The organism is Moraxella sp. K23 (genome assembly GCF_041154765.1).
Classification (GTDB): domain Bacteria; phylum Pseudomonadota; class Gammaproteobacteria; order Pseudomonadales; family Moraxellaceae; genus Faucicola; species Faucicola tetraodonis.
Map to the genome: position 1 here is coordinate 270,641 of NZ_AP031595.1, position 17,935 is coordinate 288,575.

General features: G+C 42.7%; 12 protein-coding genes, 1 tRNA gene and 1 CRISPR repeat array. Of the genes, 3 read left to right on the forward strand and 10 right to left on the reverse strand.

The window, feature by feature from the left end; genetic code table 11:
• Positions 1–110 precede the first annotated feature (110 nt).
• On the forward strand, positions 111–797 hold the full coding sequence (locus ACAM37_RS01190) for a hypothetical protein (RefSeq protein WP_309593666.1): 687 nt from the start codon (positions 111–113) through the stop codon (positions 795–797).
• 181 nt (positions 798–978) lie between these two features.
• Here the strand turns inward: ACAM37_RS01190 and ACAM37_RS01195 are convergent, their stop codons facing one another.
• Entirely contained in the window at positions 979–1,518 is a 540-nt protein-coding gene (locus tag ACAM37_RS01195) for a hypothetical protein (protein ID WP_369626347.1), read from the reverse strand.
• 57 nt (positions 1,519–1,575) lie between these two features.
• On the opposite strand from ACAM37_RS01195, the gene ppk2 reads away from it, so the two are divergent.
• The gene (ppk2, locus tag ACAM37_RS01200; protein ID WP_369626348.1) at positions 1,576–2,589 is read left to right on the forward strand and encodes a polyphosphate kinase 2; all 1,014 of its coding nucleotides are present in this window, start codon (positions 1,576–1,578) and stop codon (positions 2,587–2,589) included.
• 93 nt (positions 2,590–2,682) lie between these two features.
• On the opposite strand, the gene ACAM37_RS01205 is transcribed toward ppk2, so the two are convergent.
• The 4 genes from ACAM37_RS01205 to ACAM37_RS01220 all read right to left on the reverse strand — a co-directional run bounded on the left by ACAM37_RS01205 (position 2,683) and on the right by ACAM37_RS01220 (position 5,808).
• Positions 2,683–4,125, reverse strand: coding sequence for an ATP-binding protein (locus tag ACAM37_RS01205; RefSeq protein ID WP_369626349.1), 1,443 nt, complete (start codon positions 4,123–4,125; stop codon positions 2,683–2,685).
• Between the two features lie 34 nt (positions 4,126–4,159).
• The gene (locus ACAM37_RS01210; RefSeq protein WP_007117116.1) at positions 4,160–4,837 is read right to left on the reverse strand and encodes a response regulator; all 678 of its coding nucleotides are present in this window, start codon (positions 4,835–4,837) and stop codon (positions 4,160–4,162) included.
• Between the two features lie 43 nt (positions 4,838–4,880).
• Entirely contained in the window at positions 4,881–5,420 is a 540-nt protein-coding gene (locus tag ACAM37_RS01215; protein WP_369626350.1) for a cytochrome b/b6 domain-containing protein, read from the reverse strand.
• Between the two features lie 112 nt (positions 5,421–5,532).
• A complete protein-coding gene (locus ACAM37_RS01220) occupies positions 5,533–5,808 on the reverse strand; it encodes a PepSY domain-containing protein (RefSeq protein ID WP_007117114.1) in 276 nt (91 codons plus the stop codon).
• Positions 5,809–6,031: 223 nt separating this feature from the next.
• Here ACAM37_RS01220 and ACAM37_RS01225 point away from each other — a divergent pair.
• Positions 6,032–6,108, forward strand: a tRNA-Val gene (locus ACAM37_RS01225).
• Between the two features lie 311 nt (positions 6,109–6,419).
• A CRISPR array of direct repeats spans positions 6,420–10,717; the repeat unit is 28 nt; unit sequence TTTCTAAGCCGCCTGTGTGGCGGTGAAT.
• Between the two features lie 164 nt (positions 10,718–10,881).
• Here the strand turns inward: ACAM37_RS01225 and cas6f are convergent.
• From cas6f to cas1f, 5 genes are all read right to left on the reverse strand, one after another.
• A complete protein-coding gene (cas6f, locus tag ACAM37_RS01230; protein ID WP_369626351.1) occupies positions 10,882–11,478 on the reverse strand; it encodes a type I-F CRISPR-associated endoribonuclease Cas6/Csy4 in 597 nt (198 codons plus the stop codon).
• A 9-nt stretch (positions 11,479–11,487) separates the two neighbouring features.
• Positions 11,488–12,510, reverse strand: a complete 1,023-nt coding sequence (cas5fv, locus tag ACAM37_RS01235; RefSeq protein WP_369626352.1) for a type I-Fv CRISPR-associated protein Cas5fv — start codon at positions 12,508–12,510, stop codon at positions 11,488–11,490.
• A 9-nt stretch (positions 12,511–12,519) separates the two neighbouring features.
• Complete coding sequence (cas7fv, locus tag ACAM37_RS01240; protein ID WP_309595462.1) at positions 12,520–13,473, reverse strand: type I-Fv CRISPR-associated protein Cas7fv; 954 nt, start codon at positions 13,471–13,473, stop codon at positions 12,520–12,522.
• A 71-nt stretch (positions 13,474–13,544) separates the two neighbouring features.
• Positions 13,545–16,631: a CRISPR-associated endonuclease Cas3'' gene (locus ACAM37_RS01245; RefSeq protein ID WP_369626353.1), complete on the reverse strand. Its 3,087-nt coding sequence runs from the start codon at positions 16,629–16,631 to the stop codon at positions 13,545–13,547.
• A 44-nt stretch (positions 16,632–16,675) separates the two neighbouring features.
• On the reverse strand, positions 16,676–17,650 hold the full coding sequence (gene cas1f, locus ACAM37_RS01250; RefSeq protein WP_065253433.1) for a type I-F CRISPR-associated endonuclease Cas1f: 975 nt from the start codon (positions 17,648–17,650) through the stop codon (positions 16,676–16,678).
• Between the last annotated feature and the right edge of the window lie 285 nt (positions 17,651–17,935).

Here is a 17,935-nt window from a genome sequence, read left to right on the forward strand (position 1 = left end):
ATCGTTAGATTTGTGGAATAAGCGGTTGAAGTGAAAGTTTACAAAAAATTTAACTTGAGCCGGACGGCCTATTGTGGAAGGATAAAGCAAACCCAAATTTAGTTAATAATATGTCCAACAACTTATACCCAATACTGGTCACGATTGCCAAGCTTTATAATGTCGCAGCCGTCATTATCGCTTTTTATGTTGCGCCCAATTACTTATTGGCCGTTGGTATCATTGCCGTAATCACATTTTTTATGGTGGTTGGCTATGTTGCAAAATCGCCCAAAGACCTGCCAAGCTTAAGGGTGTTTTTCACCAGCCATGCCGTTATTGCCTTGATGGCCATCGCTATTGCCCATTTTTTCTCCATCACTGACACACCACTTGAACAAAAAGACTGGCAAACCATCACCGCTACACTGCCCAAACAACCTACCGAATTGGTATTTGCCCAGAGCAAATCGGGCAGCAGCCGTGATGAGTTTTTGGTGTTAAATGGCAAGCGCTTTCGCTGTTTGGAAACCGACGGTTATCATTCAAGTTGCCCAAAAGCCTACCCGTTGGCTGGACATACGGCCAGTATTCACTATGCTGAGGACTACCCGTATGGGTTTATCGTCTATGAGATGAGGGTGGCCGACCAAGCGCTTTATAGCATTGCTGATTATGATAAAGGCGTTCAAGCCATCGCGGCCAGACGTCGCAAAGGTGATCAATGGTTATTGATTCTGTTTGTGTTACCTGCTGCTATAATGTATTTATTAAATAAAATAAATAGATTAATAAAGCATAAATCAAGCGTGGGCTAGTCACCAGTCAAACACTCATTGATAACTGGTAGATGCAACAATCCATAATCAATAAGCGAACTAGGCCTAAAAATACAAAAACCAACGCTAGGCCAAATGTAAAATGGATAACGTATCATCGTTGTCCGCTTTGTGTTGGGCACTTTATCCTACAATGGCAGGTTTGGACGCAATGTTGAGTTCAATTGGGAGATGCGACAGCTACAACAACAGGCAGAGTCAAAGTTTGCGGGCTGGGCTCAGCTATGCCAACTTTGGGTAGCTCGATATAAGGTAACACAGCGCCACGGCAAATTTCTTTACTGTTTTTAGTCGCGGCAAGCGGCTTTAAGCGCGCCAAATACTGGGTTTTTAACGCATTAAAGCTTTGTTTATCCACGCCCGACGTATTTAAGGCGGTTAATTCAGCCGTAGCTACCCAGCGGTCAACAGTATTATAGTGCTCGCGAGAATGGCGCCAACCAAACTCACAAAATTCTGCTTCTGCCCAAATAAGTTTGACTTCACTATCGGCTACTGTTTTGACGAGCGGGGTAAACGCAGGCGTTTGTTTAATGGTCAACAGGCTTGCCCAAAGATCGGGACGCTGTAAACCTGACGTGGGCGGAATGTCTGCTGTCAAAGGCAGTTTGTCAACTTGGTTGGTTTTTAACGCCTCAACAATACTTAATGCTTCAGCCAGCGCAGATAAGCTGATGTTTTTAACCTTTTGTATCATCATACCTTCATAATTTTGTCATATTATCAGCATTTTTAATGCTCATTAGAGAACGTCAATATGCCAAATAATCAGCCCACTGCACATAGCAACCTCACTATCAGCAATCATATCACCGATATGCTTGATGACTTACCCCAATCACATTTTTTAAATGATGAAACCCTCAAAAACAATGATAGACTGCGACAACAAATGCATGAAGACTTGATTGACAGCTATGACGAAGAGATTGAGTCCGAAATGGACGACTACATCCAAGATTTACGGTATGAGGGGCAGCCGTTAACCGACAGCCAAAAAATCGCTCGCCATATTTATTTTAATGAATTGATTCGTCTGCAAAAAGAATTGATCAAATTGCAAGATTGGGTAGTGGCAACCGGTGAGCGCATCGTTGTCATCTTTGAAGGTCGCGACTCAGCAGGTAAAGGCGGTGCTATCAAACGTATCACCCAACGGCTCAATCCGCGTGTCTGCCGTGTGGCCGCGCTGCCTGCCCCCAATGACCGAGAAAAAACCCAATGGTATTTTCAGCGCTACGTCGCGCACCTGCCAGCCGCGGGCGAGATTGTGTTATTTGACCGCAGTTGGTACAACCGTGCTGGGGTTGAGCGAGTAATGGGATTTTGTACTGACGCGCAATACGAAGAGTTTTTTGAGTCAGTGCCAGAATTTGAGCGTATGTTGGTGCGCTCAGGGATTCGCTTAATCAAATATTGGTTTTCTATTTCAGATGACGAGCAAGAGTCACGCTTTATGAGCCGTATTTATGACCCGCTCAAACAGTGGAAACTCTCACCGATGGATTTAGAATCGCGTCGCCGCTGGGAAGATTATACCAAAGCCAAGGAAGTGATGTTTGAACGCACCCATATTCCAGAAGCTCGTTGGTGGGTGGTTGAGGGGGATGATAAGAAAAAAGCGCGGCTAAACTGCATCAACCATCTGCTCTCACAAATTCCCTACCAAGAAATACAACGGGATGAAGTGGTATTGCCAGAACGCGAGCATCACGACAATTACCAACGTGAGCCTATCGCTGAAGATATGTATGTGCCCAACGTGTACTAATTTTTTTAGTTTACTCCCACAAAAAGGATACGCTATGTATCCTTTTTTAAATGCCCCCTGTTGTTGGTAAAGTAAGCTTCAGCAGTGGGCAAGTCAGCGCTTGAGAAGACTGACTTGAAAACCGCAAATCTGCCCATCGTGTTCTAGGTTCTGTAGGGTAATTTGCAAACCATGCAGCTCAGCGATACGGCGCACAATCGACAGACCCAAGCCACTACCAATCTCAGCTTGACCTGCGGGACGAAAAAACCGCTCTGATAGCCGAGCAAGGTCGATAGGTGCAACCCCATTGCCATTGTCGATGACTGAAATCACCTCGCTATCTAACACTAACCGAATCGTGGTATGGTCAGGGCTATAGCGAATGGCATTGTCCAATAGGTTACGCAGCAAAATGCCGATTAACGTGGTGTTACCTGTCAAAGGTAAGATAGCTTTGGCATCCACTAACACATCACGGCGTAATTGGCTGTTTTTTTCGCGGGCACGACGGTTGACTTCTGAGAGGATGTCATTGGATAGGGCTATCCAATCAATCGGTGAAAAGGTCTGCGGGTCGAGCCCTTGCTGTGGCGCCAATTTTGCCAAAATCAGCAACTGTTCGACCAGTCGATTGGCGCGCTCATTACTGTGACTGATTTGTCGGCAGTGACTCAGGAGTGCATCAGTTTGGCTATCGGTTAAATTGGCTTGCAAGATGGTTTGTTGTAGCACATCGGTCTGTAGTTTGATAGCAGTGAGCGGGCTGCGTAATTCATGAGAGACATCTGCGGTAAAGCGTTTTTCACGCTCAAGGGTATCCGCGACTTTATCAAATAACCCATTAAGCGCGTTTAGCAGGGGTTGAATTTCTAACGGTGTATCAACCGATAATGGGGTTTTATCTTCAGGGCTGCGAGTGCTCAACAAGTCACTAATCCGTTTGAGCGGAACAAACCCACGCCGCACCGACAGCCATGTCAGCATAATCAATAGCAGCACCCCAATCAGCCAGGGAACGAGTTGAATGGTTAATGATTTATAGATAATCTCTTGACGCGAATTAAGGTTTTGCCCGATGGCGATGAGATGATTGGTGGCGTCATCATGCGCATAAAACAGGCGCCACGAGTGACTAAAGGGATTAAGCTCTTGATAGGCACTGTTGTTTTCCAAAAAACCGTGTTGTTTGGGCAAAAATGTAAAATTCTGACCGTCTTTATCAGCCATCAGTAATTTACCGTTTTTATCCCAAATCGCAAAACCCATGTAATCTTCTTCTGCATCCCCTAAATCGCCTGATAGCAAGCCGTTTTCAAGATTTAAAATTTTAGGCTCATTGGCAGGATTGGCGAGATGAAGCTTAACGTCTTGAGAAATACCAATCAGATAGCGGGCTAATTGGGTGATTTGGGTGTCATTGATTTCGTTGATTTCGTGCGAAAGCCGCCATACCGATATGAGGGTAATCGATAGCCAAATAATCGGTAGTCCGATGAGCAGGGAATTGAGTAGCTGCCTTTGGATACTATAAGCTTTTTGGGTAGCAGGCATCATAATAGTAACAGCTTAAAGAAGGATAGCGGGGGAATCATTCAGGGCGCTGCAACGCAGGATTGAGATAATAACCAATACCACGCCGAGTGAGGATAAAATCATTGCCGAGCTTTTTTCGCAGGTTGTGAATATGTACTTCAATCGCATTGCTTTCGATATCTTGCTGCCAACCGTATAGCTTGTCCTCAAGACTGGCGCGGCTATGCACCAAATTGGGATAGCTGATAAACTGCTCAAGAACGGTGATTTCCTTGGCAGTCAAATCCACCCATTTGCCTTGATAAAAAACTTGCTGCTGCTGTGGCAAATAGCTGACATCCCCATAACGGATTTCGGTTTGACTGCGCCCTTGGCTACGGCGAATCAAAGCCTGCAAACGGGCAACCACTTCATCTAAAGCAAAGGGTTTGACCAAATAATCGTCTGCGCCAGCATTGAGACCTGCCACGCGGTTGGCAATGGCATCACGCGCCGTAATAATCAAGACAGGCGTGTCAATCTTTTGCTGTCGCCAATTGGCTAAAATGGTCATCCCATCGCCACGTGGTAAAGTCAAATCCAATAACACGGCATCAAACACCCCTTCATGAATTGCCATTTCACCGAGTTTGGCATCAGCAAACCAATCCACCATCATGTTTTGTTGGCTCAAGCCTTTGACAATACCATCGGCAATCGTGGCATCATCTTCAATCAGTAAAATTCGGGTCATGAGGGTCTTCCGTGGGTTTTATCTTATTTTTTAGCGAAGGTATTTATTGAACGGTTTTTTCACCCGTTATCATCGATTTTACCAAGTTTTGCTGTTGTAGTCTGCCCATTATAATCGCGGCTGCCACGTGTAAAGGGACTAGTACCCAAAGACTATTGGCTAAAAATTCGTGAATCGCTTGGATGCTATCTTCTCCCCAAAATTGGTCGGTGGTTTGCAGATAGCCTGTGACACCCAGCGCGATAATAACGCCCCACAGCGCAAACATCATCAGCGCACCCAACGGATTGTGACCCAGATGACCGTGAAACTTATGCTGCTTGATGTCGGTCATATGCTCGCGAATGCGGGTTGGGGTAGGGAAAAAATTACTAAATCTGGCGTATTGGCTACCCACCAACCCCCAAAGCAAACGAGACACTACCAGCGCCACGACGGCATAACCCATATACTCATGCACATCGCTACCGCCTTCAGTGACGATAAGGTTGGCAAAAATACCCGCAGCGACTGCCCAGTGAGTGATACGCACCCAAATATCCCAGACTTTGACGGTTTGTGCAGATTGTGGTTGTGGTAACATTGTTATTTTCCATTGTCTAAAATATCAACACGGCTAAATTAGCCGCGTCAAGGCATAACATTGGCAAACCTACCTCAAATTGCGTTGGTTAGACGGTTTGCTTATCCTATCATTAGTCGATTTCTGATTTAACGATTTTGCCGTCTTTGGTATCAAAGTACATTTCAACTTTTTTACCACCTTTGCTTTTGCCATACATCTCAAAGCAGTTGCCATCAGTTTTGAATTTTTTGATAGTAAAGCCATGTTTTTCTAATGCTTTTTGAAAATCGGCTTGCGGGATTTGTTCGTTTTTTGGGTGCGCTTGGCAGTTGGCTTCGGCAAATGCGCTGCTGGCTGATAACATAGCGAGTGCCAATAAGCCTGAGGTGATTAATGATTTTTTCATAATGCCATCCTAAGTTTTTGATAAATTTGTCAGGTCACGAGATAAGGTTGATACTGAGGTATATCCGAGTGGCTAAGTGTATTAAAACAACCTAACCTTAACGAAAACTTAGCTGAAGATAGCGCAATAAAAATTGAAGCGAAAAATTAAAACCACTTGCAAAAGCAAAATTTTTTGGTAAAATGGCACTCCTACTTACGCAAGTAGATTGTTAGACCCTTTTAGGCATATAGCTCAGTTGGTTAGAGCACCACCTTGACATGGTGGGGGTCGTCTGTTCGAGTCAGATTATGCCTACCATATTCCAAAAGCCCCAGTCGATTGATTGGGGCTTTTTTATTGCAGTGATATCAAGTGTTTACGTGGTTTTTCGAGAATTGAAATTTTGACCACTTTTGTGATTTTGGGCACCTTTTTTACTACAGAAATTGAACGGTGACCAAAAGGTGACCATTTGGTGACCACGCATTTTTTTAAGACTTTTAATTTTACACCCACTTGTTTTTGGTTACTTTAGTAAAAATAAATAAACTTTACGGTTTTACTAATTAAGACTCAGTCGCCTATGCGGCGGTGAAGTGCCAGTAAATGAGGTTGGCAAAGACTCGTAATTTCTAAGCCGCCTATGTGGCGGTGAATTGAGTTTAAAATTTTACGATATATTGCATATATTTCTAAGCCGCCTGTGTGGCGGTGAATAAAATCGGTATCAATCTCAACCATTTTTATAATTTCTAAGCCGCCTGTGTGGCGGTGAATTAACTTTACCGTCCTCATTGGGTTCATCAAAATTTCTAAGCCGCCTGTGTGGCGGTGAATATAGATTGATATAGAACCTTGAACAAGCCATGATTTCTAAGCCGCCTATGTGGCGGTGAAGTTGGTTTTGATGACACCGCATCATGTGCATATTTTCTAAGCCGCCTGTGTGGCGGTGAATATCCAAGACAATGAAAAGCTATCTACCCTCATTTTCTAAGCCGCCTGTGTGGCGGTGAATGCTTTGCCTTTTTGCACTTGGTATCCCATGATTTTCTAAGCCGCCTGTGTGGCGGTGAATCGGCTAAAATCTTGCAAGGTCATAACGTCTTTTTTCTAAGCCGCCTGTGTGGCGGTGAATGGGTATCTTTAATTTACGGTTCTTTAGCATTGGGTTTCTAAGCCGCCTGTGTGGCGGTGAATACTTCGCGCTATGAGCTTAACCAATCGCAAATTTTCTAAGCCGCCTGTGTGGCGGTGAATCATTAGCAGCACCGATTGAAACGATACCTGTTTTTCTAAGCCGCCTGTGTGGCGGTGAATGGAGTAAATAAAACTATAACCGTTGGCACATTTTTCTAAGCCGCCTGTGTGGCGGTGAATTGCATTTGCATAATATTTTTCCTAGTTAAAATTTTCTAAGCCGCCTGTGTGGCGGTGAATGATGACCCCAAGCACCCCGATTAGTAACACGGTTTCTAAGCCGCCTGTGTGGCGGTGAATTCCCCTTGCCTATGTCGCCAGTGCAGGCGGTTTTTCTAAGCCGCCTGTGTGGCGGTGAATCAAATGGTGTATCTGGAGTTGTTGGAGTTGATTTTCTAAGCCGCCTGTGTGGCGGTGAATTTGTATTGCAATTAACGCTTGCAGGTCGAAAATTTCTAAGCCGCCTGTGTGGCGGTGAATTCAACCAATTCATGGCATCTGCTAAACATTCGTTTCTAAGCCGCCTGTGTGGCGGTGAATTTTTACTTCTTTAATTCTTCCAAAAATTCTTTTTTCTAAGCCGCCTGTGTGGCGGTGAATCAATAACGGTTATTGATATGCAATATTTTAACTTTCTAAGCCGCCTGTGTGGCGGTGAATTACGTCGATGTGCAAATTAACATCAGTTCTAAATTTCTAAGCCGCCTGTGTGGCGGTGAATAACAAGCGCCCTGCCCCAAGCCGCGATTTTTGTTTCTAAGCCGCCTGTGTGGCGGTGAATTATTACGTCAAATTCTTTAATGTCTGGGTATTTTTCTAAGCCGCCTGTGTGGCGGTGAATACAATAGAGCCAAACCCAAAAATCATTTTATACTTTCTAAGCCGCCTGTGTGGCGGTGAATCCTTGCATGGCGCATTGGCATAGCTCTCAACTTTTCTAAGCCGCCTGTGTGGCGGTGAATATTTTTGCGTTGGTTGCGGTATTCTTGGCGTCTTTCTAAGCCGCCTGTGTGGCGGTGAATATTTCACAATTAATTGAAAATGCAACCAGAAATTTCTAAGCCGCCTGTGTGGCGGTGAATATTTTTGCGTTGGTTGCGGTATTCTTGGCGTCTTTCTAAGCCGCCTGTGTGGCGGTGAATATTTCACAATTAATTGAAAATGCAACCAGAAATTTCTAAGCCGCCTGTGTGGCGGTGAATAGGACAAGCCCAAAGAGAACCGCATCTTTGAATTTCTAAGCCGCCTGTGTGGCGGTGAATCTTTGATTGTGTCTGCTTTGATTGCTCGGCAATTTCTAAGCCGCCTGTGTGGCGGTGAATTTAGCCAGTTCATTGCATCGGCTAAACATTCTGTTTCTAAGCCGCCTGTGTGGCGGTGAATTATTCTTTACTTCAAATAAAGAGATAGCAAAATTTCTAAGCCGCCTGTGTGGCGGTGAATTGACATATTCCTCAAGCGATTTTGGCATGGTCTTTTCTAAGCCGCCTGTGTGGCGGTGAATATGATGACATGAAGCAAAAGTTAATCGCGCAATTTCTAAGCCGCCTGTGTGGCGGTGAATTCCAAATGGGCATTGTTCAGCACCCAGTGGCATTTCTAAGCCGCCTGTGTGGCGGTGAATTTGGTGCTACTGTTTATAAAGTAACTTTAAGCTTTCTAAGCCGCCTGTGTGGCGGTGAATATAAAAGCCAAAGCCTGGGGAGGTAAACCCGTTTTCTAAGCCGCCTGTGTGGCGGTGAATCTAAAGCTGATGCAGACGCTACGCATAACTGTTTTCTAAGCCGCCTGTGTGGCGGTGAATTGTAATACGGGGTAAACAGAAATCAAAGCCATTTTTCTAAGCCGCCTGTGTGGCGGTGAATTGCGCTGCGTGTCCTGTTGGGGGCGCGAATAATTTCTAAGCCGCCTGTGTGGCGGTGAATAGCGTCAGCCGCCGCTAGAGTTTGACCAACTTTTTCTAAGCCGCCTGTGTGGCGGTGAATTACATTGCCGTCACTTGCTGTACCGTCAAACATTTCTAAGCCGCCTGTGTGGCGGTGAATATGCGGCATCTTTTGTCACTTTAGCGGTGTATTTTCTAAGCCGCCTGTGTGGCGGTGAATTTTACCAGTTTGCGCTGCTGGAATCGACGATATTTCTAAGCCGCCTGTGTGGCGGTGAATAGACGAGTCACTTCAGTGGTTACACGGTCATTTTTCTAAGCCGCCTGTGTGGCGGTGAATGGAAACCTCTCACCCACAGCAAGAGTAATTACATTTCTAAGCCGCCTGTGTGGCGGTGAATGCGGTCATACGTTTTGATAGTGCCAAGTTTTATTTCTAAGCCGCCTGTGTGGCGGTGAATACCAAGTGTTTGAGTGTGGCGATATCAAACAATTTCTAAGCCGCCTGTGTGGCGGTGAATAACGTGCCAGCGGTTGAAGCTGCTAGGGTTAATTTCTAAGCCGCCTGTGTGGCGGTGAATAGTTTAACGGTAATCGCAGACATGGTGGTAGCTTTCTAAGCCGCCTGTGTGGCGGTGAATCTAGCAATAGCGGTGTTTTTGGTGTTGGTTTTGTTTCTAAGCCGCCTGTGTGGCGGTGAATTTACGCGGTCATCTGCGGACAATGGACATTTGTTTCTAAGCCGCCTGTGTGGCGGTGAATTACAAGCATACGTTAAGCCGAGACCATCTAACTTTCTAAGCCGCCTGTGTGGCGGTGAATCTGAAAGTAAAGCCGATGTTGAAGAGCTTAAATTTCTAAGCCGCCTGTGTGGCGGTGAATATATTGGGAACATCGAGTTAAGTTAATGCAGTTTTCTAAGCCGCCTGTGTGGCGGTGAATTGTGGTATGGCAATAGTGCAGGTGAGCGTTGGTTTCTAAGCCGCCTGTGTGGCGGTGAATGGCTATCTACTGCGCTGGGTCGTTTGCTTGCTTTTCTAAGCCGCCTGTGTGGCGGTGAATGAAATGTTTTCACATGGGGTTTTATATCAGTATTTCTAAGCCGCCTGTGTGGCGGTGAATTTTATGCGGATATTGACGGCTTGAACATTCCATTTCTAAGCCGCCTGTGTGGCGGTGAATTGGGGCTTGTCTGCTGCCACTGTCTATCAATGTTTCTAAGCCGCCTGTGTGGCGGTGAATAAACCTAGTGACGCTTTAATAGGGGAACTGGCTTTCTAAGCCGCCTGTGTGGCGGTGAATCGGCTGGTTGGTCGTTTGGTGGCTTTAATTTTTTTCTAAGCCGCCTGTGTGGCGGTGAATTTGATTTGGGGTGCAAATTGGCAATCTATTGTTTTCTAAGCCGCCTGTGTGGCGGTGAATATTTCTTGACCCTCTAGGGCTTCATGTATTTTTTTCTAAGCCGCCTGTGTGGCGGTGAATATTTCTTGACCCTCTAGGGCTTCATGTATTTTTTTCTAAGCCGCCTGTGTGGCGGTGAATCGTCAGGGGAAAATTCACAGTTAAAAGTGACATTTCTAAGCCGCCTGTGTGGCGGTGAATAGGATTCCCCCGCCCCATTGTTAGGGACAGCATTTCTAAGCCGCCTGTGTGGCGGTGAATAAACCTTGTTTTTTTATTTCGTCATAACCAAATTTCTAAGCCGCCTGTGTGGCGGTGAATTTAGAGGGTCATAGCCTTAAACTCATTGCGCTTTTCTAAGCCGCCTGTGTGGCGGTGAATGCGTTGGCTGTTTCGATAATCTTGTCAGCAATTTTCTAAGCCGCCTGTGTGGCGGTGAATAGGAATTTTATCCCAAAAAAAGCAGTTATAGCAAGGCTTACCAAGTAAAAATACCCTTTTTACCCTACATTTTCTGCCTGGATATAACTGATTGAAATTTATACCTATTTTTATTGAGTCAAAAATAAGGGTTATTCACCCTTATAGTTTGTCGGCAAGGTTGATTACCAGTGGGGAACGGTTACCGCATCTGATTGATTATTCATCCCATAGGTATTCAAGTTGCCACTTTTTTCATCCTTCGCCACTTCTTGCCAAATTGACAGTTTGTAGTCATTTTGGGTAGTTTGACTTTTTAGGGTGATAAAAGGGTAGTGTTTGATAGTACGCTTATGGGCAAGACAATGCGCCAACGCTTCTTGGTCACTGATGCCCTTAAAGTTGGCAAACTCCGCCACTTTTTTGTCAAAATTCTTGTAGCGGTAACGTCTCACCACCACATGCCCATGCACTTCGGGTACAGGCTGGATACGTTTGATATGTACATAATCTATCAAACGCGCTAGCCATTTATCCAAATTCAGCATTTGCAAAGCCTGCTCACTTGGGGCAAAAATGCGTAATTTGTGTCCTAAAGTGGCAAAGGTTTTCCCCTGTTTTTCGCTATATTGATAATTGGGAAAATTGACCCCAATGGTGTCAATACCGTGACTGTTTTTGACATCGGCAAGTGCGATGTGGAGTTGGGTGAAAATCTTACTCCATAGTTCAAAAAAAGGCATATCATCAGCGATTAGCGTGATTTCTTGATAGTACTTCATGAAATTTCCTTAGCGTAAACGAATATCAGATACATAAGCTAAGCCTTTTTTGCCTAAATAAAAACTAGAAACGCCTGCGTTATCAATCATCTGCTTTAGTTCTTTGGCTTGCTCAATATTAATATCCAATGTGATTTCAAGTTGACCATTGGCTTTGGTCAGGTTATGGTTAATCTTACCTTCACCTTTGACAAATTCTTCACGGACATAGGGGTTGCCATAAATTAATTTACTTTTACCTGTTGTATAGGCTCTCATAAAGTCTTTTGGGGTAAAGCCGTTATTAGAAATTCCACTAATACCCCCCATTTTTGATTTGGCAGTGGCCATGTCATAACGTTGCTCAAGGCGTTGCATTTGCACATACAAAGCAGAGCAGTACATTGGCAAAATCAACTGTAAACCTTTGGTGTTAAGTGGTTTATATTTATCAAACAAACTGGCTAGTTTATCTGATGCTTGTTTAAGAACACCGTCAGCCTCGACAGGCTTGGATTTGCCAATAATTTCAAGACGATTTAAAATCGATACTGGGTCAAGTGAAATAGGTGCATCAATTTCAAATTCTTTAATCAATTTATCGCTAAGGATAAATTCACAAAGCTGTTCGATATCGAGTGCCAATACACCCCAAAATTCTTTAGAATAATTCGATAAAAAAATTGGGTCATTGACCTTAATCATACCTGTAAAAGAATTTTGGTCAGTGCTGCCTTTCATATTGCGAATATAAGCAATTTCACGATTAATGACTTTAGGCTTATCTTCAAATGCAATCAATTCCTCTTTGTCGGCAAAATAATAGTCTTCACTTGCACGGGCTTGGTAAAGTTTACGTTGGTCGCCAATCAGACGGCTTAAAATACCCATCACGGTATTTTTGGTCACTTCACGTTGAAAATAGTTTTCGGGCTTTTTGAGTTCCGTCATGGACGCAACAAAGTTACGCCCTTTATTCGGTAATTTTTCATCATTACTACCGTCCAAAAAGGAATTTCGCCATGATGATTCGTATTCAATAATAATACGCATAGCGCCTCCTTATTGAGTAGATTTGGCTTCAAAATATACCGCATAGTTGCCATTTGGTTGGCTAGATACTTCATCTGGGTTACGTTTGATGCGCATCATCTTATTACTGTCATTGTAATCCACTTCCAAGCTATCCACATACATATAGCCTTTGGCTTGGCGGATTGACAAATTATGAATCATTTCTAAAGTGGTTTGCACCAAAATATCAATGGCTTCTTGGTCAAGCAAAATACCGACTTCCCCTTGTTCATAAATTGTACCTTTACGCACATAATTTGAGTGGAAAGTAGCTTTAGGATTACGATTTGGGGCAAGTGACTGGATAAAACTTTGTACTTGTTGGGCAACTGCCTCACCTTGATTATCTTTAATTACCATTGCACAACGGTCAAACTTGTTATCCAAAGAAATAAATTCAAGCTGCTCAATGCTAATCGAGCCATAAGAGATATATTCAGTGTCACCAAATGTAGTTTTTGAAAAGAATGATGAGCTATCACGTTCGCCTGCTTGACCAAATTGCTCAAAGTTTCCATTGCCAAGTTGGTCTACAAAATCTTCAATTAATAGAGGGCTAGTGCGTTTGCATTGGCTAGCTGGAACAACGTACCCACGCACCAAGCCTGTGATAGAAGCCAGTACTTTATCAAGCGATTTTTCACCTGCAAAATGTAAATCGAAAGCTTGCTCACGGAATAAATGATGACGAATACAGTTTTGGCTAATATAAAGTGGTGTTTCTTTAAAATTGATATCGGTCGCTTCTTTTTTATATTTATAGCCTGTTTCGTCTTTGATTTTGCCTGTTAAATTGGTATAGCCACGCAATTTTGGCAAAGTATGATTATCAACAGTACGACCTTCGCTACTCAAAGTAGTTGGACCATTCCAGTTGACTACGCCGTGTCCGAATGCTTTGATTTTAAAATCCACACTTTTAATACCTGTTATTTTTTCCATGATTTTCTCCTACGATTTTGTTAGTTAAAATTAGGATAAATTTATTGTGCTATCCCAATCACATTAAAAAACTAATTACTCTCTTCTTCAAGCCCACTTTCTATCGATTGTGGGTTTTTCAATTTATCAATCGACATCATACCGACTGGCTGTTTTGCCGTTTTGACATAATACATCGCATATCCATGACGTTCACGCTCACCGCCAATCGGCTCTAAATCCTTGGTGGTATAACTTAGATAAATTGGAAACTCGGGTGAGCGAGCCAGTTTTAATAATTCCCAATCAAAGCGCGTGGCTTTGAAAGTCTCATTTGGATACTTGCCTGCCATGATGTTGTGATGTTTTTTATGCATGAAAGTCACCAAATCTTTATTGCTATCACGCATCTCAAATCGCCCGCCTTGAATACGGTTGGTACTTTCAGTCAATCCTATTGTGATTTTGCTATGGTCGGTATCTTCTGGATAGGCATATTCTTCAATAAAATTGGGTTTTAACTCGCTATCCACTTCACACACCGCCATTTGCACAAAGCGGTTATCGCCACGCAACGACACATTGGCGATTTTGGCAACGCCATCTTTTTGTTTTTTACGGCTTGGTATACTGATGGGGTCAATAATTTTGTCATTAATCAATTTGACACTTTCTTTGAGCGATTTATTCAAGTCTTCTCTAACTTTTTCTTGGCATTTTTCATCGGCATAAAAGGCTTGATAAATTTGGTATAAATCATTGATTTTGACGATATCGCCCTTTTCTGCAATATAATTTTTGACAAAATTAAGCCATGCTACGCTACTGTGCCATACATTCATATTTGCCAAGAATTTGGCTTTACTACTCGATTGTTTGCCTGTTTCAGCTGATTTTGGTAATACAGTAGTATAGATATTTAAAGAATTATTGCTGTCAAAACGGTCAAGTCGCCCCAGACGTTGTAGCCAGTTTTCGGGACTGGTCATATCGGTAAACATTCGCTCACAGCTAATATTAAGTGATGCTTGCACAATCGGTCCGCTGCGTAATATTTGGAAGTTGCCGTTGCCATTTTGCTTAAAGCACTTATACACCTTATCAAACCATTCAGCTTTGTCCTGTTTGGTGTATTTTGAATGCAACAAAATAGCATGCTCATCATTTTGATTGAGTAAAAAGCCAAGTTGGGCTTCTTGGGCGGTATTGGTAATGACGAAGGTTACGTTATTATCAATCACTTTATCGATAATTAAAGGACTGACTTCACCATTTTGATCATCATAATCTTTAAACTCGATTTGATAATCTGCGTTATTGAAACTATCCACTCGGACAATATCGGTCTCATCAAGTTGTAGAATATTTTTGACGTAAAAATCATGGGGTGTTGCTGAGACAAGCAGGGTATTAGCTTGGTGTTTTCTCATTTTTTTGGCTTCGATAAGTTCAGCAAAAAGCAAATTAAATGCAGGCATTGGAATTAATTCATGAAATTCATCGAAAACCACATGAGCGTGCATAAATCTCATCATGCCGTCAATTTTTTGATGGGAAATAATGTTATTCACTACTTGGTCAATTGTGGTAATGACAATATCGCCACTAAAATAATCATCAACAGCCGTTTCTTCGATATCTTCAAAACGCTGTCCATTCGTCAAAATTTTCTTGTATTCGCCTGTGAAAATTTCGATTTTGCTGTTTGGTAAATAGTCTGCTTGGGTTAAATCTTGCAAAATACCCAAACATACTTGCACGCGTGGGCATACCCACACGATTTTTTGGACATTGGTTTTGGCTGCCCATTGAAGGGCGATTTTGGTTTTACCGCAGCCAGCAGGACCTTGTAATACGGCAACATTATCGCGACCATCAAATTCAGCAATTTCTGTCAGTTCAGCTAATTGACTTGAAGCAGCATTTTGGCTTTGATTACGTTCACTATTAGGATAACTTTGATTAAAGCCTTGAATACAGCGGTCAATTTCTATTTTTAAATTGGTATCTTCTTGCAGAATATTGTTTAAGGCATGCACCAGTGAACCTTCTGCTAGATATTCGGCTAAATCTTCGCTCGGTATTTTTGAGACGATACGGTCAGCATTAATCACTGCCATTCGTACCAAATTGTGTAATGCATTGGGTTTGATATCTTTGACAAATTCCGCCACTTCATCGGATAAATCATTATAATTCTTATACAATGGCAAATCATTTTTAGTTAATTGGTAAGGATATGACAAAGTTGGAAATAAATTGGCAAAATCAAAATCTTCTGACTGAAAATTTTCAGCAATTACTTTAAAATCTTTGAGAACGGCTACGAGTTGGTTAATTACTTTATCAATATGCGTATTAGTTAATGACTTGATAAAGAGCTTATCAATACCTTCTGCTTTACTGAAGTATTTATCTTCTTTTCGGTAAGGCCGCGTGTGATGCCAGTAGATACCGTGATAGATTTGGGCTAGCTGAGTGGTGTTCAAATTTTTTTCATCTTTTAGCAAGGAAGCAGCCAATAACCAAGATAATTCATGATGCCTTGGATGGGTTTCAAAGGTAAATTTTCCCAAGCCTTTTACCGTGCTATCGATATGTACCCCATCATCAAGCAATTTGATATCTTCTGGTTCATCTTCGTTGGCGACTTTAAATTTTGGACTGGCAGATTTTTTGGTTATCCATTGTTGAAATTGTGGGTCAATTTTGCCCAAATCGTGCAAAATGCCAGCGATAAAAGCTGATTTTGCCAAATTTGGACTGTCTATTTTTAGTTTGTTTATAATTTGGTATGCCAAATAACCTACCGCAAATAAATGGTGACTTAGTGGCTGACCATGCGTGTTGGCTAGAATGTTTTTTGTTTCGATTGGCAAATCCATAAATACTTCCTTTGTTGTCCAGTTGACAGGCACAAAGCCTAAGTTGTTGAATGCGTCTTTACACCCCACCACCCACACCAGTTCACTGCGTTGCCGTGTCCTTACCCGATGGCAACTCACGGCGGTAGATTTGGTTGCCGATTGACGTAGTAACTTTTTGACAGTGTCTAGCCCATCTTCGGTAATGGCGGTTTGCCATACGTTATCGCCAATACGATTGGCAAACGCATCCAAAATACGGCGAGTACGGTTTAACGCCTTTTTTTCACATTGCGAAATAAACGTCACTAGCATAAATTAATTTTTCCAATCCATTGATTTTCATAAGTTTATAATTTTTAAAAGTCCTTTTTTAATGCCAAATCTTTCACCGTATCGAACATCACATCCAACGCTTTATAAGTGGTAAAATAATTCAGACATTCTTGGCGGAATTCCTGCTCACTGGTATTTTCTTTAGCACAAATAAAGGCAAGCGGTAGCACAATTGCATCTTTGACAATATCGGCAATATCAAACACCAATGCCCCACGCCGTGTCTTACCGTGCATGACCGCAAAACCATGCGGAATGCCAAGCACCCAAGCAGTGGTTGCCCCGAGTCCGTAGGCTAAATAATTGCCGTGATTCAAGAAACCATTGGCTTTATCCATCCCGTCATGCTCACGGCTAAAGCCTGCATGATCGGTATGAATTGACGCTAACTTATACAATTCTTTAGTCATACGGGCTTCAAGCTGTAATAAGTGCATAACTTCAGTTTGCTTAGGAATATCAGCGCGATAGCGTTCAATTAAGTTCGTCACAGCGTCACTTCTACTGTCAAAACCCATTTGCCGAAAATCTTGATCGCGACTCCAAATGTTTTGCAAAAATGCCAATCGCGCAAATTGAATGTGTTTGGCGGCTTGCAAGCGTTTGCCATCCTCCCACCACCACGATAGCCAGCCTTGTACATATTCAGTCGGGCGATATTCTGACTGCGGCGTCATCCATTCGATTTCGGTTCCCATAAACAAAGGCGTACCACCGCCGCCGCAAAACCCGACCAATACCCCCGCTTGCGACAGCATCCGCATGGCAGCTTGGGTAATTGATGTCCCTGTGCCCAATAATATACAAGTGGTGTTGGCAATCGGGATGTTGTAATAAAGATTCTCTTTTTCGGCTTCAGTAAGATACAACACACGCCCGTCTTTTTGCATGACGCGGCAGTATTGTAGGTAGTAGATATTGGCACGTTTGGAGTGCAGGATGGTCTTTAAGTCAGAAGACGTAAAGCTATTGTCGGTATAGGGATTGGCGTTTGACATGATAGAGATGACATAAGTTGATTTTTCTTTAGTCTGTCAAACCATGTTCATGAATGCAATAGGGTATTTATAGTAAAACGACAAATAGTGACGTTTAGAAAAATTTAATCTCATAACTTATATTGAGGTGTTTATTTAGTCAATTGTTAAAATTTGGTTGTTATGGATTTTAATTATCAAAAAAATCTTGATTTAAGAGTTATCAATATTATAAGAGTTATAGATAATTCACTATATCGCCATATCACTGCATTTCAGCGTTCAAATGTGTACAGATTGCTACCT

Coding starts and splice junctions, on each gene's coding strand:
- ACAM37_RS01190 (WP_309593666.1), top strand. CDS start 111: ATGTCCAACAACTTATACCCAATACTGGTCACGATTGCCAAGCTTTAT.
- ACAM37_RS01195 (WP_369626347.1), bottom strand. CDS start 1,518: ATGATGATACAAAAGGTTAAAAACATCAGCTTATCTGCGCTGGCTGAA.
- ppk2 (WP_369626348.1), top strand. CDS start 1,576: ATGCCAAATAATCAGCCCACTGCACATAGCAACCTCACTATCAGCAAT.
- ACAM37_RS01205 (WP_369626349.1), bottom strand. CDS start 4,125: ATGATGCCTGCTACCCAAAAAGCTTATAGTATCCAAAGGCAGCTACTC.
- ACAM37_RS01210 (WP_007117116.1), bottom strand. CDS start 4,837: ATGACCCGAATTTTACTGATTGAAGATGATGCCACGATTGCCGATGGT.
- ACAM37_RS01215 (WP_369626350.1), bottom strand. CDS start 5,420: ATGTTACCACAACCACAATCTGCACAAACCGTCAAAGTCTGGGATATT.
- ACAM37_RS01220 (WP_007117114.1), bottom strand. CDS start 5,808: ATGAAAAAATCATTAATCACCTCAGGCTTATTGGCACTCGCTATGTTA.
- cas6f (WP_369626351.1), bottom strand. CDS start 11,478: ATGAAGTACTATCAAGAAATCACGCTAATCGCTGATGATATGCCTTTT.
- cas5fv (WP_369626352.1), bottom strand. CDS start 12,510: ATGCGTATTATTATTGAATACGAATCATCATGGCGAAATTCCTTTTTG.
- cas7fv (WP_309595462.1), bottom strand. CDS start 13,473: ATGGAAAAAATAACAGGTATTAAAAGTGTGGATTTTAAAATCAAAGCA.
- ACAM37_RS01245 (WP_369626353.1), bottom strand. CDS start 16,631: ATGCTAGTGACGTTTATTTCGCAATGTGAAAAAAAGGCGTTAAACCGT.
- cas1f (WP_065253433.1), bottom strand. CDS start 17,650: ATGTCAAACGCCAATCCCTATACCGACAATAGCTTTACGTCTTCTGAC.